20 protein-coding genes and 3 pseudogenes are annotated in these 23,113 nt (G+C 52.2%); 12 read left to right on the top strand and 11 right to left on the bottom strand.

The genetic code is table 11. The features are described from left to right. Positions 1 to 142: 142 nt before the first annotated feature. From I656_RS08155 to I656_RS08130, 7 genes are all read right to left on the bottom strand, one after another. Positions 143 to 364, bottom strand: coding sequence for a spore germination protein (locus I656_RS08155; RefSeq protein ID WP_011230188.1), 222 nt, complete (start codon positions 362 to 364; stop codon positions 143 to 145). Beyond that, positions 364 to 762 (bottom strand): spore germination protein GerPE, encoded by a 399-nt coding sequence (locus I656_RS08150; protein WP_020755033.1) that lies wholly within the window; start codon positions 760 to 762, stop codon positions 364 to 366. The genes I656_RS08155 and I656_RS08150 overlap by 1 nt, the downstream gene beginning before the upstream one ends. Beyond that, a complete protein-coding gene (locus tag I656_RS08145; protein WP_020755034.1) occupies positions 759 to 950 on the bottom strand; it encodes a hypothetical protein in 192 nt (63 codons plus the stop codon). The genes I656_RS08150 and I656_RS08145 overlap by 4 nt, the downstream gene beginning before the upstream one ends. Before the next feature lie 2 nt (positions 951 to 952). Next, positions 953 to 1,549 (bottom strand): spore germination protein GerPC, encoded by a 597-nt coding sequence (locus tag I656_RS08140; protein ID WP_020755035.1) that lies wholly within the window; start codon positions 1,547 to 1,549, stop codon positions 953 to 955. Positions 1,550 to 1,632: 83 nt separating this feature from the next. After that, a complete protein-coding gene (locus tag I656_RS17920) occupies positions 1,633 to 1,845 on the bottom strand; it encodes a spore germination protein GerPB (protein WP_011230192.1) in 213 nt (70 codons plus the stop codon). A gap of 15 nt (positions 1,846 to 1,860) precedes the next feature. Further along, complete coding sequence (locus tag I656_RS08135; RefSeq protein ID WP_011230193.1) at positions 1,861 to 2,082, bottom strand: spore germination protein; 222 nt, start codon at positions 2,080 to 2,082, stop codon at positions 1,861 to 1,863. Between the two features lie 70 nt (positions 2,083 to 2,152). Then, positions 2,153 to 2,377: a spore germination protein gene (locus tag I656_RS08130; protein WP_013523084.1), complete on the bottom strand. Its 225-nt coding sequence runs from the start codon at positions 2,375 to 2,377 to the stop codon at positions 2,153 to 2,155. A gap of 150 nt (positions 2,378 to 2,527) precedes the next feature. Between I656_RS08130 and I656_RS08125 the strand changes: the two genes are divergently transcribed. The 3 genes and pseudogenes from I656_RS08125 (at position 2,528) to I656_RS08120 (ending at position 5,862) form a co-directional block, all read left to right on the top strand. Next, positions 2,528 to 2,737, top strand: coding sequence for a spore germination protein (locus I656_RS08125; RefSeq protein WP_033005591.1), 210 nt, complete (start codon positions 2,528 to 2,530; stop codon positions 2,735 to 2,737). Positions 2,738 to 2,963: 226 nt separating this feature from the next. Continuing rightward, positions 2,964 to 4,558 (top strand): annotated as a pseudogene (locus I656_RS0115555) (fatty acid--CoA ligase). A 137-nt stretch (positions 4,559 to 4,695) separates the two neighbouring features. Next, complete coding sequence (locus I656_RS08120; RefSeq protein ID WP_020755039.1) at positions 4,696 to 5,862, top strand: DUF418 domain-containing protein; 1,167 nt, start codon at positions 4,696 to 4,698, stop codon at positions 5,860 to 5,862. 10 nt (positions 5,863 to 5,872) lie between these two features. On the opposite strand, the gene I656_RS0115560 is transcribed toward I656_RS08120, so the two are convergent. Beyond that, the gene (locus I656_RS0115560) at positions 5,873 to 6,043 is read right to left on the bottom strand and encodes an aspartyl-phosphate phosphatase Spo0E family protein (protein WP_025038859.1); all 171 of its coding nucleotides are present in this window, start codon (positions 6,041 to 6,043) and stop codon (positions 5,873 to 5,875) included. A 313-nt stretch (positions 6,044 to 6,356) separates the two neighbouring features. Here I656_RS0115560 and I656_RS08110 point away from each other — a divergent pair, with 313 nt between their 5' ends. The 3 genes and pseudogenes from I656_RS08110 to I656_RS08100 all read left to right on the top strand — a co-directional run bounded on the left by I656_RS08110 (position 6,357) and on the right by I656_RS08100 (position 10,725). After that, positions 6,357 to 7,259: a fumarylacetoacetate hydrolase family protein gene (locus I656_RS08110; protein ID WP_033005596.1), complete on the top strand. Its 903-nt coding sequence runs from the start codon at positions 6,357 to 6,359 to the stop codon at positions 7,257 to 7,259. Positions 7,260 to 7,404: 145 nt separating this feature from the next. Then, positions 7,405 to 7,757, top strand: a pseudogene (locus tag I656_RS08105) (YisL family protein). A 124-nt stretch (positions 7,758 to 7,881) separates the two neighbouring features. Beyond that, positions 7,882 to 10,725: an EAL domain-containing protein gene (locus I656_RS08100; protein WP_020755044.1), complete on the top strand. Its 2,844-nt coding sequence runs from the start codon at positions 7,882 to 7,884 to the stop codon at positions 10,723 to 10,725. Between the two features lie 153 nt (positions 10,726 to 10,878). On the opposite strand, the gene I656_RS08095 is transcribed toward I656_RS08100, so the two are convergent. Next, positions 10,879 to 11,427: a DUF2777 domain-containing protein gene (locus tag I656_RS08095; RefSeq protein WP_013146192.1), complete on the bottom strand. Its 549-nt coding sequence runs from the start codon at positions 11,425 to 11,427 to the stop codon at positions 10,879 to 10,881. 242 nt (positions 11,428 to 11,669) lie between these two features. On the opposite strand from I656_RS08095, the gene asnB reads away from it, so the two are divergent. Beyond that, positions 11,670 to 13,517 (top strand): asparagine synthase (glutamine-hydrolyzing), encoded by a 1,848-nt coding sequence (gene asnB / locus I656_RS08090; protein ID WP_033005601.1) that lies wholly within the window; start codon positions 11,670 to 11,672, stop codon positions 13,515 to 13,517. A 40-nt stretch (positions 13,518 to 13,557) separates the two neighbouring features. Here the strand turns inward: asnB and I656_RS08085 are convergent, their stop codons facing one another. Next, positions 13,558 to 14,910 carry an MATE family efflux transporter gene (locus I656_RS08085; RefSeq protein ID WP_015374065.1) on the bottom strand — a complete coding sequence of 451 codons (1,353 nt, stop codon included), beginning with the start codon at positions 14,908 to 14,910 and terminating at the stop codon, positions 13,558 to 13,560. Between the two features lie 126 nt (positions 14,911 to 15,036). Between I656_RS08085 and I656_RS08080 the strand changes: the two genes are divergently transcribed. After that, positions 15,037 to 15,897 (top strand): AraC family transcriptional regulator, encoded by an 861-nt coding sequence (locus I656_RS08080; protein ID WP_015374066.1) that lies wholly within the window; start codon positions 15,037 to 15,039, stop codon positions 15,895 to 15,897. Between the two features lie 115 nt (positions 15,898 to 16,012). Here the strand turns inward: I656_RS08080 and I656_RS08075 are convergent, their stop codons facing one another. Next, complete coding sequence (locus tag I656_RS08075; protein ID WP_015374067.1) at positions 16,013 to 17,779, bottom strand: alpha-glycosidase; 1,767 nt, start codon at positions 17,777 to 17,779, stop codon at positions 16,013 to 16,015. Between the two features lie 245 nt (positions 17,780 to 18,024). On the opposite strand from I656_RS08075, the pseudogene I656_RS0115565 reads away from it, so the two are divergent. From I656_RS0115565 to I656_RS08060, 4 genes and pseudogenes are all read left to right on the top strand, one after another. Next, a pseudogene (locus I656_RS0115565) lies at positions 18,025 to 19,300 on the top strand (extracellular solute-binding protein). Positions 19,301 to 19,369: 69 nt separating this feature from the next. Then, on the top strand, positions 19,370 to 20,650 hold the full coding sequence (locus I656_RS08070; protein ID WP_033005602.1) for a carbohydrate ABC transporter permease: 1,281 nt from the start codon (positions 19,370 to 19,372) through the stop codon (positions 20,648 to 20,650). Continuing rightward, positions 20,650 to 21,492, top strand: coding sequence for a sugar ABC transporter permease (locus I656_RS08065; RefSeq protein ID WP_033005605.1), 843 nt, complete (start codon positions 20,650 to 20,652; stop codon positions 21,490 to 21,492). The genes I656_RS08070 and I656_RS08065 overlap by 1 nt, the downstream gene beginning before the upstream one ends. Before the next feature lie 71 nt (positions 21,493 to 21,563). Beyond that, a complete protein-coding gene (locus tag I656_RS08060) occupies positions 21,564 to 23,099 on the top strand; it encodes an alpha-amylase family glycosyl hydrolase (RefSeq protein WP_033005608.1) in 1,536 nt (511 codons plus the stop codon). The last annotated feature ends 14 nt before the right edge of the window (positions 23,100 to 23,113 follow it).

Raw genomic sequence — 23,113 nt, forward strand, 5'->3', positions numbered from 1 at the left:
TATGGTTTTTTAGATATAGAGGTAAATAAGCAAAGGTGTCCGGATCCTTTTGGGACACCTTCTCTTTTTGGTTTCGGCAGCGTTCGGCTGATAAGGTTGATGTTGGCAAATGAAAGGTGAGGGGATTCGTTTTCTGCAACGTTCAGTTGTTGGCGGCCACGTTTTGGTCGGATACATCCGGATCAAACGCGTTTGTAAAGCTGATCGCGTTGTTCGTCATCACAAAATCGCCGGTGTTGAACCCGCCGGATCCGGCTTGCGTTTTCGTGGCGACTTTCGGCGCGATGTACAGACAGTCGCCCATTTGGACGACAGCTCCGCTGCTGACGTTGTTGATTTTAATCGGGCCGACAAACGAAGGCATTATAAATCCCTCCCTCTTGTTGGCGCGCTCGACTCAGAGCCGGCCAGCTGGCGGATATGTTTAATTCTTGCCTCTGCCTCCGCTGTCGAGGTCGAGCCGATATGGACGATGGCGGACGAAGAAATGGCGAGCACGCGCACAGACTGAACGGAAATGACCGGGGACTCATGGAGCGTTTGGCGTGCAGCTACCGGCGATGGAGAAGTCCAGCGCGGAATCGGCTTCGTCAAAACAGGGAATATTTGTTCTCCTTCTGGACCAAAAAACAGTTCATATTGCCGCTGAACGGCAAAGGCGCGCGTGCGGGCGGAAATTCGCTCTGAGTCGCCGATTTGCAGGACAGAGCTAATGATAAGCGTTTCAGCATGGAACGTTTGCACAACTGACGTTCGTTTCACGGTGCTTCCCCTCGCGTCGGTACAAGTGGGACAAACGGACCGATGATGAGCGATTCAGGCGGTGTGTCAAACGCGGATGACAAGTGAATCGCATCGGCGTCGCCGATTAAAAACAGCGAGGCACTGGCGACGGCCACGAGGCGGATGTCGCCAACATGCAGATGACGATTGATCACTGTATAATTCACGTCTATCCCTCCTTTGAAGGCAAATGTTTCAAAAACGCATCGAGCGATTGTTCGATATCGGCTTTCACTTTTTGAAAAATTTCATTTTCGACTGCTTCATCGCGGTCGCTGGACGGAACGTAGCCATGGTTGGCTTTCTCTTGCAAATAGAAGCGGATGCGTTCGTCTGTTTGCCGGGCGATGTCTTGCAAAATGAACTGGCGGTACGTATCGTCGAGGCGGCGGCCGTATTGCTGCTCAAGGCGTTTTAACGTTTCCGACGCTTCCCCGTTGAGATAGGCGGCTACTTTTTCTTGAATCGGGCGCATCAGCACCGGTTCCGGCTTTGGAATTACGGTTTTGACCGGTTCGACGGCAAAGTCTTCAATTGTACCGCCGGCTCCGGACGGAGCGATCCCGATGTTTAGCGTTCCTTCGAGCGTTTCCACTTTGAGCTGGTCAAATTTATATTCAATTCGTTCGATCGATGTGCGCGGCTGAGCCTCCATTTCCCGAAGCCGGGCTTCGAGTGCGTGGAGACGGCGTTCCAGAGCCCGTATTTTTTTTGTTTGCCATAATAAATAGCGGTGCAGCTTGACGAAATACTCGTAAATGCTCATTGTGCACCATCATCCTCTCCAAAGAGCCCTCTTACTTCAATATATGGACGGCCTTTCGCTCTCATCACTTTTTTTCGCTGAATTTAGCGGGTGGCTGAATGGAGAGGAACGAGAGGAGCGGATGCACCGGGCGGCACGGTCGCCTGTGGGGCCGAACCGGTGAATCCGCCGGTGTTGGCAAGCGTTGAGAGCGCTTGAATGCTTCCGGCGCTGCCGATTTGCAAAACGGATGAATTGGTGACCGAGCCGATCCGCAACTGGTGGATGCAGATGCTTTGGCTGATGTAAACGTGCACCCTCCTTCTCCTCCTTCAAACGTTTCCGACGACATTTTCATCGGCGACATCGGCGTCATTCGTATTGGTATTGCTGTAATAGTTATAGATATGAAGCCCGTCGCCGGTGTTAAACGAACCGGCGCCAGCGAACGTTTTCGTCACGCTTTGCGGGGAAATCGCAAACACATCGCCAATATGGAACACGCCGCTGCTTCCGATGCTGTTCAGTTTGACGACTCCGACAAAAGCCGGCATGTGGGCATGCTCCCTTCCATGTTTTCTTCGTTGATACTAGTGTATGGGCGCAAGCTGCGAAACGTTCGCTTTAATTGTTGGCGGCATTATTTGAGTCGAACACATCCGGATCGCCGTTGTTTGTAAAGCTGACGAACGTATTCGTCTGCAGGAAGTCCCCGTTGTTGCCGCCGCCTGAGCCGGTATTGGATTTCAACGTGCTCTTTGGTGTGATTTGCAAGACGTCGCCGAAATTCACCGTGCCGTCGCCGCTGACATGGGTGATTTTAATTGGACCGCTGATAAATGAAGGCATGAAGAGCCCCCTCCTTTTTCGTCGTGTCGCTATCGTTATTGTATGAAAACGGAGAAAAAACGGTTCAATGCGGGGCGAGAGTCCAATTGAGGAAAGCAGCTCCCGCGTATGATAAAGAAAGGGAACGGGCAGAAAGGAAGGGGAAAGGGGATGCCAGCAATCGTCATTGGTGGGCTCAAAGTGACGAACGTAAGCGGCAATGGCACTGTCAACATGGGCGATGTGCTGCAAATCGCTCCGAAAAGCACCACGAAGTCAAACTCAGGTGCCGGCGGCGGCAATACTGGCGATTTCTTGCAAACGAATACGTTTTGCAGCGTCACGAATACGGTCGATCCGGACGTCTCCGACGCGGGGTGAAAGGAAATAACTAGCGGTTGTCGAGACGATTCGCCTAGCATTCGTTTTTGGGAAAAAAGAAGAAACTGGGTTCTTTTTTGGCGCAATGGAGCGGACTAGCCAAGAAAGAGGGCTGGCTTCAAAAGTCATTTTACGACTTTTGGGATGGCCCTCTTTTTCTTTATGCCATCTTTGTTATATAATACAATTGTGAATTTTCTAAAACATAAAACAGGGGGATGGGAGAATGAATGCGCCGCTCGTGCTCCATCACTTTTTCGATCGCGCCGTGGCTCTCTATGGGGACAAGACAGCCATGATTTGTTCGGGGCGGACGGTGACGTATCGTGAGCTTGGCGAACGGGTGTCGAGACTCGCCAACGGGCTGCGGGGGCTTGGCGTTCGCAAAGGCGACCGTGTGGCGTACTTGGCGCCCAACACGCTCGAGATGCTCGAAGGGTTTTACGGTGTGTTTGAAGTGGGAGGGGTGATGGTGCCGCTGAATACGCGGCTGAAACCGGATGATTACGTTTTTATTTTGAATCACAGCGAAACGAAAGTGTTGTTTGTGGATCAGGAGCTGTATGGGCTGATTGCACCAGTCAAAAACAAGCTTGAAACGGTCGAGGAGATCATTGTCCACCATAAAACAGAGGCGGCGATTGATGAAACCGCTTACGATGAATGGCTCGCCGCCCAGTCGTCAGCGCCGGTTCCGCGCCCGATGATCGATGAGAATGATATATGCAGCTTGCTATATACAAGCGGGACGACAGGCAACCCAAAAGGAGTCATGCTGACGCATCGGAACAACTATTTGCATGCGCTTGTGACGATGCACCATTTGCGTGTGTCCGACCGCGATACGTATTTGCATGTGTTGCCGATGTTCCACGTCAACGGCTGGGGGGCTCCGTTTTATTACACCGCCAACGGGGCAACGCAAATCGGTTTGCGTAAAGTCGATCCGAAAGTCATTTTTGATCTTGTCAAGGAACATCAGGTGACGGTTATGCATATGGCTCCGACTGTGCTCAATATGTTGCTGCAATATTATGAGCAATATCAACCAGATGTCCCGGAAGGCGTGCGGGTCGTCATCGCCGGTTCTGCGCCGCCGCCGGCATTTGTCGCACGCGTTGAGGAAAAGCTCGGCTGGGAGTTTATCCAGGTGTACGGCATGACCGAATCATCTCCGCTCAGCACGATTTCGCTCATTCGTCCGCAGCTTGACGGACTGCCTGTGGAGCAAAAGCAGCGGATCAAGCAAAAGCCGGCTATCCGATGATCGGCTGTGAAGTGAAAGTGGTCGATGAAAACGGCGACGAAGTGCCTCATAATGGCCGGACGATCGGCGAGGTGATCGTCCGCAGCCATGGCGTCATGAAAGGATATTGGAAAAACGAAGAAGCAACCGCCGCAACGATCCGCGACGGCTGGCTGTATACCGGCGATATGGCGACCGTCGATGAATACGGGCATATTGATATCGTTGACCGGAAAAAGGATATTATTATTAGCGGAGGGGAAAATATTTCGTCGATTGAAGTCGAAGGTGCGCTTTATGAACACCCTGCTGTGCTTGAGGCAGCCGTCATTGCCGCGCCGCACGAAAAATGGGGAGAAACGCCGCATGCGTTTGTCGTCGTCCGCCCAGGGCACAATGTGACAGAGGAAGAGCTGATCGCCTTTTCTCGGGAAAAACTGGCTCATTTCAAAGCCATTACAGGCGTTACGTTTGTCGATGAGCTGCCGAAAACAGCCTCCGGAAAAATTCAGAAAGTACACTTGCGCCGCCAATATTGGGATGCAATTGGAAAATCGGGCCGCTATGTCAACTGATGATACAGGCATGCGCCTTCAGACGGACAGAGGAGAGCGCGTCGAATGAAATGGATAAGGCGGCGGGCGTGCCGGCAAGGCGGTAAAGCGTCGCCGATTGCGCAGACGGCTAGGCGGTAGAAAGAAGGGAGAAAGCGATGATCAGATCGCCCGAGCGAATCGCCGCGGCCGATGTGCTGCGTGGATTCGCTTTGCTTGGCATTTTGCTTGTCAACATGCGTTATGTTTCCTCGCCGGCGTTATACGACGACGGCGTCAAGGGCAGTGATTTTGACCGAGTTTTCGTTGCCGTCGTGGATGTGTTGTTTGAAGCGAGCGCGTATCCGCTGTTTGCCTTTTTATTCGGCTTTGGCGCCGTGATGATGTTCCGCCGGCTCCAAAGCCGCGGGGAGCGGCCGATTCCGATTCTGTTGCGCCGCTTCTTTCTTTTGCTTGGGATTGGCATTGCTCATGCGTTTGGCCTTTGGTTTGGCGATATTTTAATCCCCTACGCCCTCGCCGGGTTCATCATGCTTTTCTTTTTCGCCGCCCCGCCTCGTTGGTGGCGGACGGCGGCTGTTGCCGTCTTTTTTCTTTTTCACGGCCTCATGGCGCTGTTGTTAACTCTCAATGTGTTGACCGGAGAAATGGAGACAGCCGGCGGCCACGAGACCGCGGCGGCCGCGGCGGTTCGCCATTATCGAAACGGAACGTTTCGTGACGTGTTTTGGCAACGGTGGAACGACTGGATGTATATCAACGGCGATGGAGGGCTTTTGCTTACGGTGTTGACCGTGCTGCCGTTTTGTTTGCTTGGCGGCTATGCCGCCGACCAACGTTGGCTTGAAGCCGACCGTCACTCGCCTGCGAAGCTGCGCCGCCTGATGAGGTGGGCGCTATGTTTTGGTTTAGCACTGAAAACCATTCCGTATTGGGCTGCGGCCAACGACTTGACCATGTACATCCAAGACAGCTTCGGAGGCGCCGCTTTGGCGGTGTTTTACGCGGCGGCTGCCGTGTTTGTCTGCCGGAAACCAAGTTGGCAGCGCGCTTGGCGGTGGTGGCAAGACGTCGGGAAAATGTCGCTCACCCATTACCTCGCGCAATCGCTCGTTTGCACGTCGCTGTTTTATGGTTATGGGCTTGGGTGGTATGGACGCACAAGCGCATGGCAGGAGATGTTGATTGCGTTTGCCTTGTATGCAACTCAAGTGTGGATAAGCCGCTTTTGGTTTGCGCGTTTTCATTATGGCCCGATTGAGTGGATGTGGAGGTGGGGAACATACGGAACGCGGCCGCCGTTTCGCCGCCGGCCGGGGCAATAAAAACCCCCGCTTACTGAACGGACGGGGAAGGCGATTCCAACATCCTTGTTTGCTGCAAATATTGATTGATCAATTGGTCAAGCTCTTGGCTGCATTCGATCGTCTCTTTGGCCGTGAACCCATACGTGAGCGCCAATTCGATCATTTGTTGTCGTTTTTCTTCAATTTGCAACAGAACCATTTCCTTCACCATCAATTCGTTTGAAATGTTGGTTGAGGCATGCCGCGTCGATGCAAGACGTTTGTTGCATGACGAAAGTCGCAATCGACGCCCTAGTGGAAACTAAACATTATTATACATATCACGACGAAAAAAGGAAGCGATTCGGGAAAATAAGTGATAAATTTCCTAATTTAGACAAAATTCTACAAAAGCAGGACTTTTTCGCCTCGATGGCGAATACCATCCTCAACGCGCCAAAATGGCGAAGACGGGTGGAAGAGAAGAGTTCACGAAGCGTCCGCTGCATAACAAAGAAAGGGAGAGAGGCACGATGAAACTGATCACCGCACTTTTCGATGGAGAAACGTTTGTTGGAGCCGTGCCGCAAGGAGACGACCGGGCGGTTCATTTGCGCCGCGCCGAACGGGCGATGGATGGAACGGAGACGATGCCGACGACGATGGTTGAAGCGATTGCCCAAGGGGAGGAGTTTCTCGTACGGGCGCAAAAAGTGATTGACTGGGCGCTAGGCCATCCGACGCGGGAGTACGTTTATCGCCTCAACGATGTCCGTCTTTTGGCCCCGATCCCACGGCCGGCGAAAAACATTTTTTGCATTGGAAAAAACTATGTTGATCACGCGCTGGAGCTCGGCGGCGCCGATGTGCCGGAGCATTTGATCGTCTTCACGAAAGCGCCGACAACGGTCATCGGTCATGAGGAAACGATTTTGCGCCATGCCGATGTCACGGATGAAATGGACTATGAAGGGGAGCTGGCGGTGGTCATTGGCAAACAAGGGCGGGCGATCCGCCGCGAAGACGCGCTTGATTACGTATTTGGATACACGATCATCAACGATGTGACAGCAAGAGATTTGCAGGAGCGGCACCAACAATATTTTCTCGGCAAAAGCTTGGATACATTTTGCCCGATGGGGCCATGGATCGTGCCAAGCAAATTTGTGCCAAATCCAAACGATTTGCGCATCGAGACACGGGTCAACGGCGAAGTGCGCCAGCAAGCGAACACGAAACAATTGATTTTTTCCATTGAATCGATCATCGAGACGATCTCCAAAGGCATTACGCTTGAGCCGGGCGACATCATTGCGACAGGAACTCCGGCTGGAGTCGGCAAAGGGATGAACCCGCCGCGTTTTTTGCAGACGGGTGATGTCATTGAGGTGACGGTGGAAGGCATCGGCATGTTGCGCAACAAAGTGGGAGAGTAAACGGCGAAAGTGAGGAAGCTCCCATTGATGCTCAAAAGGCGTCCTCTTGAAAAGAAAGGGCGTCTTTCGTTTTCGTGAAGTTTGTCAACCGTAAGCCCGCCGTGCTATGATGGGAAGGAACAAGGAATGGTTGGAGGGATGGATGTTGACGCATGCCCATATTACGAGCTGGCTCATCACGATTGTTTTGTTTTTCCTTGCGGTGTCGATGGAGCGGCAAGGGGCGGGCAAAGCAAGATCGTGCAAATGGTGTTGCGGCTGTTTTACATTCTCACGATCGTGACGGGCCTGCTTTTGCTGCATAGCATTGCTTCGATATCTGCGCTTTATTGGCTAAAGGCGCTTGCCGGGCTGTGGGTGATCGGAGCGATGGAAATGGTTTTAGCAGCTGAAAAAAAAGGGAAAAGCGCGGCGGCAAGATGGACGCAATGGGTCATTGCCCTTGCGGTGACGCTGTTCCTTGGTTTGCTGCTGCCGCTTGGTTTTGACTTATTCTAAAGCGAAGCGGCAGCCTTCTATTGGTTGCCGCTTTTGTTGAAGATGAAAATATGGTATGGTAAAAGAAATGTCATTTTTTGAATTTTCTGACCCGATTGGTCAGCGGAGGGGGGCATGATCGTTTATGCGTTGGTTCTGCTGCCGCCGCGCCGAGGAGCTGGATCATTTGCTCAGGGAGCATAGTTCTTCCTTGGATGAGCCGTTGTTTGTCCAAATCGCGGGCAATGATGAGGAAGCAGTGCGCCATGCGGCCGCCGCGTTAGCCCGTCGTTGGCCGCACGCCCATATGGTTGGGATGGCAGGGCCGCTGCCAATGGCCGGGGAGGCGAATCTCGCTGTTGGCGTCGCGTCGATGACGTCTTCAACCGTTTCGTCGTTGGCGCTGCCAGCTGATGAGTTTGACCGCCCGGATGGATTGGCGGCGTTGATCGCGGAGGCGGTCGTTCGTCACGATACGACGTTGCTTTTGTTGTTTACGAATCACCGCTCGGCTTTGCCGCCTTTGCTTCGCCATTTGCCGCTTGCAAACGAACGAATGGTTATCATCGGCTGCGCGCTTCCCGAGGACAGCGTGTTATTTTCGCCCGACGGTCGGCTTGAGCGCGGAGGAATCGCCGTCTCTTTCAGTGGAACAGCGCTTCGCGGCCACTGTGCCGCACCGTTTTTATGGGAGCCGATTGGCTTGGCGTTTTCCATCACGAAAAGCCGCGATCAACAGATTGACGAGCTAAACGGACAAAAAGCGTCGAGCTATTTGGAACGGTATTTAGGAAGAGAGTTTGTCGAACGCCTTCCGTTTTCTGGGGTGGAATTTCCGTTTCTTATCGAACGGAACGGACGCGATGTCTGTCTGCCGATTGTCGCTGTCAACCAGGATGGCTCGGTTGCAGTAAGGGGACATGTCCATAACGGAGAAAAGGTGCGATTTGCTTATATTCATGCCGCGTCCCTTTACTGGAGCGCGCGTGATGTGGCGATGCAAACGGCCAAGCAACCAGCAGAAGGAATGCTGCTTTACTACAGTGCGGCGCTCGGTGGGTATACGCGCCCGCTGTTTGACGGCGTGGCTGCGGCGTTTGGACAGGCAGCGCTGTTTCCGGCCGTCGAGGTGTTGGTGAAAGATGCGTATACGGCGGTGCGGCCGGCCGCATTTGCGGCCATTTCGCTGGCGGAAACAGCGGCCTCGGCGGAGAGCGGCCTACTGTCACCGTGGTCATCGCCGCCAGAAGGGATGATGACATTGGCGCAGCTCATGTCAACATCATCCCGCGACATGGAGCGGCTGCACGTCCGCCTGCAAATGTCGGAGCAACGCTACAAATCGTTGTTTGAGCATAACACGGACATTGTCTATTCCACAGATTTGCACGGCCGTTTGACAAGCGTCAACCCCGCTTTTGAGCAAGTGCTCGGTTACAAGAAAGAAGAGATTTTGTATACGAATTCGCTCAAGTATATTCATCCGAATGATATTCCCCGCGTCACTCGCTATTTTTACCGAGCGCTGCAGGGGAATATCCAAACGTATAACTTGGAAATTCCGACGAAATCGGGAGAACGGCTTTTGTTTCAAATGAAAAACATTCCCATCATTGTGGATGGCAAAAAGGTCGGCATTTACGGAATCGGACGCAACATTACCGAGCAAAAAAAGGCGGAAGAGAAAATCTCTTATTTAGCATATTACGACATCGATACGAACTTGCCCAACCGGACAAAGTGGATGGAATTGTTTTCCGAACAGCTGGATAAAGCCAAGCAGAAGCGACGAAAGATGGCGGTTGCTTTGATCGATTTGGACCGGTTTAAATGGATTAACGACAGCGTCGGCCATTACGCCGGAGATGACATTTTGCGCCAGCTTGTCGAGCGCATTCGCCGCGCCTTGCCGCCTAGTGCGGAGCTTGGCCGATTTCATGGCGACAAGTTTTGCTTGCTTTTTCCGCTCAAAACAGAGGCCCAGGCGGCGACGGAAGCGGCGCTCCGCATCGTGCGCGAAGTGGCGCGGCCGATTGTGTACGACGGAAAGGAATTTTTCGTTACAGCAAGCGTTGGTCTAGCGATGTTTCCAGATGACGGAGAGGACGAACATGCGCTCCTTAGGCACGCCGATATGGCGGTCAATATGGCGAAAAAAGGCGGCGGCAACCGGGTGGAGCGCTACTGCGCGCAAATGAACGAAGAAGCAATGCACCGATTGGAAATGGGCGGACATTTGCGCAGGGCGATCGAAGAGAATGAATTATTTCTTTGCTACCAACCAATTGTCGACGTACATACGGGTGCGGTGAAGGCGACGGAGGCGCTGATTCGCTGGCGCCATCCGAAGCTTGGGCTTGTGCGGCCGGATGAATTCATCCCTTTGGCGGAAGAGACCGGGTTGATTCATGAGATTGGGCGCTGGGTGCTGAAAACCGCCTGCAGACAGACGAAACAATGGCAGGAAATTACAGGAAATAACCGGCTTTCCATTTTTGTTAACGTCTCCCCTGTCCAGTTTCAACACGAGCGGTTTGTAGACAATGTAAAACAAGCGCTTAAGCAGTCACGCTTGTCTCCGTCCTGTTTGCATCTCGAATTGACCGAACATTCGATGCTCCGTTATCTGTCCAGCACGATGCGGACAATGGACGAGTTGAGGAAGCTTGGCGTCGGCATCGCCGTCGATGATTTCGGCAGCGGATATTCCTCGTTCCATTATTTAAAGCGGTTGCCAGCGACAATATTGAAAATTGACCGTGCCTTTATTGAACAATTGCATGCCAACGCTTCCGATGAGGCCATTGTCAAGGCGATGATTACGATGGGACACGGGTTGGGGCTTGAGACGATCGCCGAAGGGGTGGAAACGCCGGAACAGCTCAACCGGCTTCGCGATTTGCAATGCACGTATGCGCAAGGATACGTGTTTTGTCCGCCGCTTCTCGCTGAAGAAGTGATGCGGTATGTGACGGAAAAGCAAAAGTGATCCCCCGCCCGCGTCGGTTGACAGCTGTCGTCCGTCGGCACTCCGCCTGAAGCAAAACGGCTGCTAGGCTTCGCTTCGGGCGGAAGGATGGCCGGTAAAAAAACATTGACAGATCACCGTTGGACTTCGACGACGTGAGGATCAACAGGCGATTCAGCCGATTTGGGCGCAAATGGCTCGCTCACCGCTGTTTAATGTGATTTCAAAACGGTCGCTTGACGCCCGTCCGCGCTCGTAATAATGGTGGATGCTGCCAATTTGTTCGGTGTTGTCGTAAATGATGAAATTCACGCCAGACGATTTGGCAAACAATAGGCCGTTGTAGCAATATAAGCAGTCATACAGCGAAAATCCGAGGCTGTTCAGCCATTGAACAAACTGGAAAAAGGTTGAATCCGAAAGCGCGGCGAGCCATTGTTGATAGGCATAAGTCAGCCGTTTGCGGAAACGGATGCGATCTCCGTTTTCGAGGGGAAAGACGCCAAGATCCGTGGCGACCGCGCCCTGATCCTGCCATTGCCCGGACAGCCAATGCCCGCAGTGAAACCATTCGATGCCTTGCTCGGCAATTTCTTCTACTAAAGAGGCTTCCTCTTCTTCTTCGTCGAAGAAGATCCATTCATCGTTGACGAACTCCACTGTTCCATACACATAAGCCCGCGGCTGTTCCACAATGCATTGCAGTCGTTCCTCGATGTTCAATGTCTCTCATCCTCCTTGTACTCCTCTGTTTTTCCATTTTTTTGCTGATTTATTCGTGCGGCGACCGACGTCGGACAATTCATCGAAATGACGGGGGGTGCATAAAATGGAATCATGCCGACGTGGAGAACCATCGTGAATCAAAGGAGCGATCGCTGGAAACGATCGTGAAAAAGAACGGACGAAATGATGGAAACGGGTGAGAACTTGCCATCTTTGATAAAAAGAAAGGATTGGTTTGTATGTGTGGCATTACTGGCTGGGTCCATTTCGGGCGCAATTTGCGCCGCGAGCGGACGGTCATTGACAGCATGACAGAGACGCTCGCCAAACGTGGACCGGATGATACAAATACGTGGCTGGACACTCATGTCGCCTTCGGCCATAAACGGCTTGTCGTCGTGGATCCGGCTGGCGGCAAACAACCGATGGTCCGGCAAAAAAACGGACATCGTTATACGATCGTCTATAACGGCGAGCTGTATAATACGGAAGACATTCGCAAGGAACTGTTGCGCCAAGGCTATCGATTTGATGGTCATTCCGATACAGAAGTGTTGCTTGCCGCATATATGGAATGGAAGGAGAAATGCGTCGATTGGCTCAACGGCATTTTTGCCTTCGCCGTTTGGGACGAGGAGCGCGAGCTGTTATTTATGGCGCGCGACCGGCTCGGAGTAAAACCTTTGTTTTATCGAGAAGATGGCGAGGGGCTGCTGTTCGGCTCGGAAGTGAAAGCCATTTTGGCCCATCCCGATGTAAAGGCAGAAGTCAATTATGAAGGACTCGCCGAAGTGTTCGGCCTCGGACCGTCGCGCACACCGGGGCACGGCGTGTTTTGTGGTGTTCAGGAGCTGCGTCCAGCGCACGCGTTGACTTTCTCTCGCAGCGGGCTTCGCATTTGGCGGTATTGGAATGTCGAAAGCGACGTCCATCGCGATTCATTCGAGGAAACGGTCGAAAAGCTGCGCTTTCTATTGACGGATGCGGTCACGCGCCAACTCGTTTCCGATGTACCGGTTTGCACCTTCCTTTCTGGTGGGGTCGACTCGAGCGCCATTACGGCGATTGCTGCCAATGCCTTCGCGGCAGCTGGAAAAGGGCCGCTGCACACCTACTCGATCGATTATGAAGGGAACGACCAGTATTTCAAAGCCAACGATTTTCAACCAAACACGGATGCGGCCTTTATCGAACAGGTGTCAAACCAATTTCAAACGGTTCATCATCGCTGTGTGATCACGCAAGAGGAACTGTTCCGCCATTTGCATGAAGCCGTCATCGTCCGCGACGTTCCGGGCATGGCCGATGTCGATTCTTCGCTTCTTTGGTTTTGCAAACAAATTCGCGAACGGTTTGTCGTCAGCTTATCAGGGGAGTGCGCCGATGAAATTTTCGGCGGCTATCCATGGTTTCATCGGCCGGACGATTTGGCGCGGAAAGGATTCCCATGGATGCGCTCGATTGAGGCGCGCATCGGGTTGTTAAAGGAAGAATGGCGGCAAAAGCTTCGCCTTGACGACTATGTGCAAATGCGTTATGAACAAACGCTTGCTGAAGTGCCGCGTCTCGAGGGGGAAAGCGCCGAGGAGGCGAAGCGGCGTGAGCTGTTTTACTTAAATATGATTTGGTTTATGACGACACTGCTTAACCGAAAAGACCGGATGAGCATGGGAGCAAGCTTGGAAGTGCGTGTGCCGTTCGCTGACCATCGCATTGTCGAATACGTTTGGAACATTCCGTGGGATATGAAAATGTATGGAGGACGAGAAAAAGGCCTTTTGCGAAAAGCGCTCGAGGGATTGCTTCCCGAAGAGGTGCTCTACCGGAAAAAAAGCCCCTATCCGAAAACGCACCATCCTCTATATACGAAACTTGTCAAGCAATGGCTTGAGCAGTTGCTCCATGACCGCTCTTCGGTTTTGCACGAGTTTTTCGACCGGGAAAAATTGTTGGCGCTCATTGAAACAGAAGGGAAGTCGTTCCAAGTGCCGTGGTTTGGGCAGCTCATGACCGGTCCGCAGCTGCTCGCTTACCTTGGCCAAGTGCACGTTTGGTTTGATCATTACGGCATTCGCATTAAAGAATAAGAGCTGCGCCTACGCGCAGCTCTTATTCGATTTGGCGGCGCTACGCCATTTTTGCTTGTGGCACCATCGTTTTTTTCATCCAGACGCGCGACCGCCAGCGCCAAAGCATCAACAGTCCGCGCAGCCATTCGTCGGCGATGAACGACAGCCAAATGCCGACGAGGCCAAATCCGAGGGCGATGCCAAATACGTAAGCAATGGTCACGCCGACGCCCCACATCGACAAAATGCCCATATAGACAGGGAATTGCACATCGCCAGCGGCACGAAGCGAGCTGATAATCACTAAATTAAATGAGCGCCCCGGTTCAAGGATAATCGTTAACAGCAACAGTTTGCGGCCAAGAACAATCATTGAGCGGTCATCGGTAAAGAGCGACAGCAACGGCTCGGCAAACCAATAGGCGGCTGCGGCCAGCAACACTGAGATGGCGATGGCGCTGTACAAACTTTTCAAGCAGCGGGCGTAGGCTTCCTCGTATCGCCCGGCCCCGACGAAGTGGCCGACGAGAATTTGCGTTCCTTGGCTGACGGCGATGCCGAATAAAAACACAAACATCATAATGTTTTGCGTGTATACACGGACGGTCAATGCCTCAGCGCCAAGCCATGTAATGAAATACGTAATGACCATTTGCGCCGTATTGTACGAAAGATGTTCCCCGGCTGCCGGAACACCGATTTTCAGCAGTGAGCGCAAATAGTGAAACGGAAGGCGGCGAAACGCCCTTGGTGCGAGCGGAATGTTTGTTCGTTTGCGCAACAAAGCAAGAAGTGCGAGAAAGGCCATGCCACGGCTGGCGGCGGTCGATATAGCAGCCCCTTGGATGCCGAGGGCGGGCAGGCCAAACAAGCCAAAAATGAGGACCGCGTTGCTGATGACGTGCAAAACGTTCATGCCAACCGCCACATACATCGTGTCACGGGTGAAGCCATAGCTTTTCAAAATGGCGCCGACCGTCATCATCAGCGCTTGGATGAACAAAAATCCACCGACAATCGCCAAATAATGGGTTCCTTCATCGAGCAGCTCGGCGGGCAAATCCATCATTCGCAAAATCGGCTCGCTGAATGCGGCGAGAATGGCGCTTAACAACAATCCGAACAACAAATTGGCCACGAGGGATACAAGCGATACGTCAACGGCTTCTTGCTCTCGGCGGGCGCCTAAATATTGAGCAACAAGCACTGCTGTCGCTAAAGCGACGAAGTTGAACAGCACGATCGTTAAAGCGATGATTTGGTTCGCCACCCCGACGGCAGCAACCGCGTGATCTGAATACTGGCTGAGCATCAGTGTATCGGCGTTGCCCATCACCATATAGAGCAGCGTTTCAATAAAAATTGGCCACGTCAAGGAAAACAGTGACCGCGTTTTGGCCTCATGGCGCATGTTGAGACAACTCCTTTTTCTTATTCCGACTTGAACGATATATTCAGTTTAGCTAGTTTGTTGCATAATGGAAAGAGAAAGAAGCGATTTTGCTTGCACATTTCCGACAAAAGAGGGGAGAGGCCGATGGATACGGTCACATTTTCCATGCCGCCGCTGCCGGTGTTCATCAAAGGGGCGGAAAGTGTATTTCTGGAAGGAAAGAAGCATTTCCGCCGCACATTTTCCGTCTTTGATTTGCTTTACGTGAAACGAGGCTGTTTGTATATGACAGAAAACGGGCGCGAGTTTGCGGTTGGCAGTGGACACTATTTGTTGTTGATTCCGGGAAGGGAACATTACGGACACCGCCCATGCGAAGAACGGACGGAGCTGGTTTGGCTTCATTTTTTGCTGCCAGACTTTGCGGTCGTTTCCGATTGCGGTGTCAGCCGGCAGATCGTGATCGAAAAGGAGGCGACATACACCGAGCCGATCCAATACCGGCTCTCCATCCGTCAATATGGCGAAGTCAAGCAGCGCGAGCGGGTGGAACAGCTGCTAAGTCAAATCGTGGAACAAAACATTCGGCGGGATATCGATCAGCCACTCCGGCAGCTGCTGTTGTTCATCGAATTCCTTTGGCACTTGCAAAAACAAGAGCTTTCCGTCCCGAGTGCGTCTGAACAGATCAGCGCCGCGGTGGTTGCGTATATCGAGAAACATTTCAGCGAGCCGATTACACTGGACATGCTCGCGCAGGAGCTCCGATTCCACCCGGACTACATCACCCGCTGCATGCAAAAAACGATGGGCATGGGATTTAGCCGCTACTTGGCGCATTATCGGTTGTCAAAGGCAAAGCAATGGTTGGCGGAGACGAACGAGACGATTGAGGCGATCGCCAAGCGGGTTGGCATTGACGATGGCGCCTACTTTTCGCGCCTGTTTAAAAAGGTGGAAGGAATCACGCCGACCGAATATCGGCGCATGGCGCGGCGTAATTGACCTTCTTCTATGCCGGTGGTATAGATGGGGACGGTCAGCAAAAGATCAAACCGGTGCAGCTTGTCCTCTGCACCGGCAACCGATATGTTTGTCCGTAACCGCCCGCTCAGTCGCCTTACCAGCTTTCGACCGCGTAAAGCACAAACCCGTACGGCGGCAAGGACACGCAAAGTGTTTCCGCCTCTGCAGCGAATCGCTCCCCTGTCAGAAGGTTGACCAGCCATTTTCCACGCGCATCGATCGGCATGGGAATTTCTGCTGCTTCGTTGCTCCGGTTGATGATGATCATGACCGTTTCATTGCCATCCGTTTTTTCATAAACAAGATGGTTCGCTTCATCATCGGCGGCGAGAAAAGCGACATCGCCGCGTCGAAGCGCCCGATATTGCTTGCGAAGAGCGATCAGTTGCTTGACATGTTCATACAGTTCTTTGTTTTGCTTCTCTGGATCCCACACCATACATTTCCGGCATTCCGGATCGTTTCCCCCCGTCATTCCGATCTCATCGCCATAGTAAATACACGGCGAACCAGTGAACGTGAGCTGGAACAAAAACAACAACTTCGCTTTGCGGACGTCGCCGCCGCAAACCGTAAGCAGCCTTGGTGTATCATGGCTGCCAAGCAAGTTAAACGCCGCTTCGTTCACATGTTTCGGATACGAATGAAGTAACCGGACCATGATATCGGCAAACTGGCGGGCGCTGATTTCCTCTTTCGCGAAAAAGCGAAGCGCTCCGTCCGTGAACGGGTAGTTCATGACGGCGTCAAATTGGTCGCCGCGCAGCCACGGCATGGCGTCATGCCAAATCTCGCCGAGAATGTACACATCGGGCTTTAGCGCCTTCACCGCCTGACGGAATTCGCGCCAAAATTGGTGATCGATTTCGTTTGCCACATCGAGCCGCCAGCCGTCAATATCAAACTCGCGAATCCAGTACGTCGCGACATCAAGCAAGTAGCGCTTCACTTCCGGATGGGCGGTATTGAGTTTGGGCATTTGCGGCACGAACGCAAATGTGTCGTAATTCGGGCGCGGCTCCGTTTGGAGCGGAAACTCGCGAATATGGAACCAATCTTTATACCTAGACGCTGCACCGTTTTTTAACACATCTTGAAACGGGGCAAACTCATAGCCGCAATGATTGAAGACTGCATCGAGCATGACGCGGATCCCTTTTTCATGGCAGCGCTTGACAAGTGTTTTCAACGTCTCTTTGTCCCCAAAGTGCGGGTCGATTTCAAAATAATCAGCGGTGTCGTATTTATGATTCGACGGCGCGCGGAAAATCGGCGTCAAGTAAATGCCGGTGATGCCGAGATCAGCCAAATAGTCAAGGTGATCGATGATTCCTTGCAAGTCGCCGCCGAAAAAGCTCGTCGGCGTCGGGTCCTCGCTTCCCCACGGCCGCGCCCCTTTCGGACTGATGGCCGGGTTGCCGTTGGCGAACCGCTCGGGGAAAATTTGATACCATACGGTGTCTTTTACCCAGTCCGGCGCTTGGAATAGGTCGACCCGATGAAGAAAGGGGAAGCAAAAGTAGTAAGCGGTGTCGTCGCTCGGAGCTTCATGGTAAAATCCTTTTTCCGTATAGACCAGTTGTTCGCCCCCAGCTCGAAGCACAAACCCATAGCGCAGCCGTCGATATGGCGGTTTGACTTCGGCGAGCCAATAGTCAAACAACCCGTCGCTTCCCGTTTTCCGCATCGGCATCGTTTGAAACTGCCAGGCGCCATCGTGCCATTCGTACGGGTCGCCAAAAAGCAGCTCGACGTGGTCGACATCATGTTTCTTTGTTTGAAGCCGGAGATGGAGCGTCTCGCTGTCATAAGCATAAGCGAAATGGTCGGTTGAGCGGTGGTGGATGGCTTCTTTCCTCATTTTCTTTTTCCTCCTTTGTTATCTGAAGCAACCGTTTGCATTAATGCTCAGCTATAATAAAAAGTACGTTAAGAGAAAAGAAAAGTCAAATTTTATAGAAAAAAGGCTTGTAAAATGAAAAATAAGCGTTATAATGGAGATGAGTGGTGCAATCGTTTTCATAGAAAGGATTAAAACTTATTTGCGCAAACGTTTTCCTTATGATTGTACCGCTAAGATTCCGTCATGATGACAGGAGGGGGATTATGAGAAAAGCGTTATCTTTCTTTCTCATGGCCGTGTTGTTGATTGGCGTGCTGGGTGCCTGCGGTCCCAAGCGCGATGTCCAGCAGCCGAAAGGAAACGACCAAAAGACGGCAGAACAGGACAAAAAGCCAGAGAAACTCGTCGTGTGGGTGAACGATGATGAAAAACAAAAACAAGCGTTAAAGGATATTTTTCAAAAGTACACAGAAAAAACCGGAATCAAAATCGAGATGGTTGGGGTCAACATGCTCGATCAAACGAAAAAACTAGCGCTCGACGGACCGGCTGGCAAAGGGCCGGATGTGTTCTACCAGCCGCATGACCGCATCGGCGACATTGTGCTGCAAGGATTGGCCGATCCAGTCGACCTTGGCGATGCGAAAGGCGAGTACAGTCCGACAGCCATCAACGCGGTCACCTATGACGGGAAAACGTACGGCGTGCCGATGGTCGTCGAAACGTACGGCGTGTTCTACAATAAAAACTTAGTTTCAGAAGCGCCGAAAACGATGGAAGACTTGATGAAGATCGCCAAGGAAAAAAACGAATGCAGCGAAAGACCAATATGGCTTTTTAATGGAAGCAGCCAACTTCTATTTTGTCTATCCGTTCTTCGCCGGATACGGCGGCTATGTGTTTAAAAATGAAAACGGCAAATACGACATAAGCGACATTGGGCTCGCGAATGATGGAGCCGTCAAAGGAGCCGAGCTCGTCCAATCGTGGTTTAAAAACGGCTACATTCCGAAAGAAATCACCGGCGATATTATGAACGGGCTGTTTACGAAAGGAAATGTGGCGGTTGCCATCACCGGACCATGGAACATCGCGTCGTATAAAGAAGCGTTGGGCGACAAATTAGCGACCGCACCGTTGCCGGTCTTAGACAACGGCGAGCATCCGAAATCGTTCGTCGGCGTGAAAACATGGATGTTATCAGCCTATTCACAAAACAAAGAATGGGCGGTCGATTTCATGAAATTTGTGACGAACGAAGAAAATTCGCTCCATTACTATGAAGTGGCAGGTGAAATGCCGGCGAATGAAAAAGCGTTGACAAATGAGAAAATTACGAACGACCCGCTGATCGCCGGCTTTGCGGAGCAAATCCAATACGGCGAGCCGATGCCGAACGTGCCGGAAATGTCGCAAGTGTGGGAGCCGATGGGCAATGCCTTGCAATTTATCGCGAAAGGCGACAACCCGAAAGCGGTGCTGAGTGAGGCGGTCAAAACGATTCAAGATAAAATCGCCGCCAGCGGCGCTGGAAAATAACGCGTGATATCGTGGTGGATAGGATCAGCCCTATCCACCATTCTTATCCATACGATAGGGGGGATTGGAATGCCGGAAGCAAACGTCCGCCATCGGCCGGCGGTGGCGATGGCGCTGTCGCTGTTGTTTGCCGGCCTTGGGCAATTGTACAACCGCCGGTATGTCAAAGGCATCTTGTTCATCATCATTGAGGCTTCGTTTTTGCTGACGTTTTATAACTTTTTGAACATCGGGCTGTGGGGACTCGTCACGCTTGGCGAAATCCCGATGCTTGATCATTCGATTTTTCTCTTGATTCAAGGATTGGTTTCGGTCATCATCATCGCTTTTGCCGCCGCCCTGCATATTGCGAACATCATTGATGCGCGCAACGATGCCCGCCGCCGGCAACGCGGCGAGCCGTTCCCATCGCTGATCGAATCGTGCCGTCATGCGTGGGATCGGGGGTTTCCGTACATCTTTGTGACGCCCGGGCTTGTGATGCTGTTGTTTATCGTGGTGCTGCCGCTGTTGTTTATGGTGTCGCTCGCGTTTACCGACTACAACTTGTACCACTCGCCGCCGCGCCATTTGTTGAATTGGGTTGGGTTGGAAAACTTCAAAAACTTAGTGTCGATTCCGATTTGGAAAAGCACGTTTTTTAGCGTTCTCGCCTGGACGATCGTTTGGACCGTGGTGGCGACAACGGCGCAAATCGCCCTTGGCCTGTTTTTGGCGCTCCTTGTCAACGACCCGCGCATCAAGTTCAAGCGGTTCATCCGCACGGTGTTGATTTTGCCGTGGGCCGTGCCAGCGTTTGTCACGATTTTGGTGTTTGCGGCGATGTTCAACGACAAATTCGGAGCCATCAACCGCGAAGTGTTGAGTTTGTTTGGGGTGTCGATCCCGTGGATGACCGATCCGTTTTGGACGAAAGTGGCGCTTATTTTGATTCAAACGTGGCTTGGCTTCCCGTTCGTCTTTGCGTTGTTTACCGGCGTTTTGCAAAGCATTTCCCGCGACTGGTACGAAGCGGCCGACATCGACGGAGCGACGCGCTGGCAAAAGTTCAAATCGATCACGCTGCCGCACGTCTTGTATGCGACGGCGCCGCTGTTGATTATGCAATATGCCGGCAACTTCAACAACTTTAACATCATCTATTTGTTCAACGACGGGGGACCCGCCGTGCGCGGACAAAACGCCGGGGGGACGGACATTCTCATTTCATGGGTGTACGATTTGACGTTCACGACGAACAACTACAATATGGCGGCGGCGATCTCGCTCATCATCGGCTTGATCGTCAGCGGGTTTGCCATTTACCAGTTCCGGCGCACCCGTTCCTTTAAAGAGGAGGGGAACATTTGATGAACCGCAAATGGAAATCGCGCGTGGAAGTAGCGCTTATTTATTTGTTTATCGCCTTCATGTTTGTCGTCATCGCCTATCCGCTCCTTTGGACGATCAGCATGTCGCTCAATCCAGGAACGAGCCTGTATTCGGCATCGCTCATCCCGGAGAAGTGGTCGTTTGAACACTACAAGTGGCTGTTTACAAGCCCAGAGAGCGACTATTTGCTTTGGTATAAAAACAGCTTGTTTGTCGCGGCGGCCAATGCGGCGTTGTCCGTCTTGTTTACGGCGCTCATCGCCTATGCGTTTTCGCGCTACAAATTCGTCGGGCGGAAAACGGGGCTGTATTTGTTTTTAGTGTTGCAAATGTTTCCGTCGCTCATGGCGATGGTCGCGATCTATATTTTGCTCAATATGCTCCATTTGCTCGATTCGCTGTGGGGGCTCATTCTCATTTATGTAGGCGGACAAATTCCGTTTAACGCCTGGCTGGTCAAAGGCTACTTTGATACGATTCCGCGCGAGCTGGATGAGGCGGCGCGCATCGACGGCGCCGGGCATTTCGGCGTCTTTTTCCGCATTATGCTGCCTTTGGCCAAGCCGATTTTGGCCGTTGTCGCGTTGTTCAACTTTATGGCGCCGTTCACCGACTTTTTGCTGCCGTCGATCGTCTTGCGCGACCCGGATAAATTTACATTGGCGGTCGGGCTGTTTAACTTCATCAGCGACCGGTTTGCGAACAACTTCACCCGCTTTGCCGCCGGCTCGATTTTGATTGCCGCGCCGATCGCCGTCGTCTTTTTGTTCCTGCAACGGTATTTGATTTCCGGCTTAACGGCCGGTGGCACAAAAGGGTAAGAACCGCTATCATAAATAGTGGGCTTACCCGTTTCCGAATGAGCAAATGAATCGGGAAGGGAGGAATGGAAATGGGGAACCGGCTCTTTATGCTGCTCGTCCTTCCGTTCCTTCTTTTTTATGCCATGCCGGCTGCGGCGGCGGAGAAAGAAGAACGGACGTGGCAAGATGAAGCCATTTATTTCATTATGGTCGACCGGTTTAACAATATGGATCCGACAAACGACCAGAACGTGAATGTGAACGATCCGAAAGGGTATTTCGGCGGCGACTTGAAAGGGGTGACGGCGAAACTCGATTACATCAAGGAGATGGGATTTACCGCCATTTGGCTGACGCCGATTTTTAAAAACATGCCGGGCGGTTATCATGGCTATTGGATTGAAGATTTTTATCAAGTCGATCCGCACTTTGGCACGCTGGGCGATTTGAAAACACTCGTCAAAGAAGCGCACAAGCGCGACATGAAAGTCATTTTGGATTTTGTCGCCAACCATGTCGGTTACAATCACCCATGGTTACATGACCCAACGAAAAAAGATTGGTTTCACCCGAAAAAAGAGATTTTCGACTGGAACGACCAAACACAGCTTGAAAACGGCTGGGTGTATGGGTTGCCTGATTTGGCGCAGGAAAATCCAGAGGTCAAAACGTATTTAATTGACGCTGCCAAATGGTGGATTAAAGAGACCGACATTGACGGCTACCGGCTCGATACAGTGCGCCACGTGCCGAAATCGTTTTGGCAGGAGTTTGCGAAAGAAGTCAAATCGGTGAAACAAGACTTTTTCCTTCTTGGCGAAGTGTGGAGCGACGATCCGCGCTATATTGCGGAATACGGCAAATACGGCATCGACGGATTTGTCGATTACCCGCTGTATGGCGCGGTGAAGCAGTCGCTTGCTAGGCGCGATGCGTCACTGCGCCCGCTGTATGATGTCTGGGAATACAACAAAACGTTTTACGACCGACCGTATTTGCTCGGGTCGTTTTTGGACAACCATGATACCGTGCGGTTTACGAAGCTCGCGATTGACAACCGCAACAACCCGATTTCACGCATTAAACTGGCCATGACGTATTTGTTCACCGCCCCTGGCATTCCGATCATGTATTACGGGACCGAAATCGCCATGAACGGCGGCGAAGACCCGGACAACCGCCGCTTGATGGATTTCCGCGCCGATCCGGAGATCATCGATTACTTGAAAAAAATCGGCCCGCTCCGCCAACAGCTGCCGTCTTTGCGGCGCGGCGATTTTACGCTCCTGTATGAAAAAGACGGCATGGCGGTGTGGAAACGGCAATATGAAGATGAAACAACGGTTATCGCCATCAACAACACGGGCGAAACGCAGCACGTTCACCTAACGAACGACCAGTTGCCAAAAAACAAAGAGCTGCGCGGCTTTTTATTGGACGATCTCGTCCGCGGCGATGATGACGGCTACGACCTTGTGCTCGATCGCGAAACGGCGGAAGTATACAAGCTGCGGGAAAAAACGGGGATCAACATCCCGTTTATCGCCGCCATCGTATCGGTTTACGTGCTGTTTCTTTTGTTTTTATATTTGGTGAAAAAACGGGCAAAACGGATCAATGAATAAATGGAAAGGAGGGG

The sequence above is a fragment of the Geobacillus sp. WSUCF1 genome (assembly GCF_000422025.1).
GTDB classification, from domain to species: domain Bacteria; phylum Bacillota; class Bacilli; order Bacillales; family Anoxybacillaceae; genus Geobacillus; species Geobacillus zalihae.

Excerpts from the sequence above, each read along its gene's own strand:
- I656_RS08155 (WP_011230188.1), bottom strand. The coding sequence starts at position 364 with ATGCCTTCGTTTGTCGGCCCGATTAAAATCAACAACGTCAGCAGCGGA.
- I656_RS08140 (WP_020755035.1), bottom strand. The coding sequence starts at position 1,549 with ATGAGCATTTACGAGTATTTCGTCAAGCTGCACCGCTATTTATTATGG.
- I656_RS08135 (WP_011230193.1), bottom strand. The coding sequence starts at position 2,082 with ATGCCGGCTTTTGTCGGAGTCGTCAAACTGAACAGCATCGGAAGCAGC.
- I656_RS08130 (WP_013523084.1), bottom strand. The coding sequence starts at position 2,377 with ATGCCTTCATTTATCAGCGGTCCAATTAAAATCACCCATGTCAGCGGC.
- I656_RS08125 (WP_033005591.1), top strand. The coding sequence starts at position 2,528 with ATGCCAGCAATCGTCATTGGTGGGCTCAAAGTGACGAACGTAAGCGGC.
- I656_RS08120 (WP_020755039.1), top strand. The coding sequence starts at position 4,696 with ATGATCAGATCGCCCGAGCGAATCGCCGCGGCCGATGTGCTGCGTGGA.
- I656_RS0115560 (WP_025038859.1), bottom strand. The coding sequence starts at position 6,043 with ATGGTTCTGTTGCAAATTGAAGAAAAACGACAACAAATGATCGAATTG.
- I656_RS08110 (WP_033005596.1), top strand. The coding sequence starts at position 6,357 with ATGAAACTGATCACCGCACTTTTCGATGGAGAAACGTTTGTTGGAGCC.
- I656_RS08100 (WP_020755044.1), top strand. The coding sequence starts at position 7,882 with ATGCGTTGGTTCTGCTGCCGCCGCGCCGAGGAGCTGGATCATTTGCTC.
- asnB (WP_033005601.1), top strand. The coding sequence starts at position 11,670 with ATGTGTGGCATTACTGGCTGGGTCCATTTCGGGCGCAATTTGCGCCGC.
- I656_RS08085 (WP_015374065.1), bottom strand. The coding sequence starts at position 14,910 with ATGCGCCATGAGGCCAAAACGCGGTCACTGTTTTCCTTGACGTGGCCA.
- I656_RS08080 (WP_015374066.1), top strand. The coding sequence starts at position 15,037 with ATGGATACGGTCACATTTTCCATGCCGCCGCTGCCGGTGTTCATCAAA.
- I656_RS08075 (WP_015374067.1), bottom strand. The coding sequence starts at position 17,779 with ATGAGGAAAGAAGCCATCCACCACCGCTCAACCGACCATTTCGCTTAT.
- I656_RS08070 (WP_033005602.1), top strand. The coding sequence starts at position 19,370 with ATGCCGGAAGCAAACGTCCGCCATCGGCCGGCGGTGGCGATGGCGCTG.
- I656_RS08065 (WP_033005605.1), top strand. The coding sequence starts at position 20,650 with ATGAACCGCAAATGGAAATCGCGCGTGGAAGTAGCGCTTATTTATTTG.
- I656_RS08060 (WP_033005608.1), top strand. The coding sequence starts at position 21,564 with ATGGGGAACCGGCTCTTTATGCTGCTCGTCCTTCCGTTCCTTCTTTTT.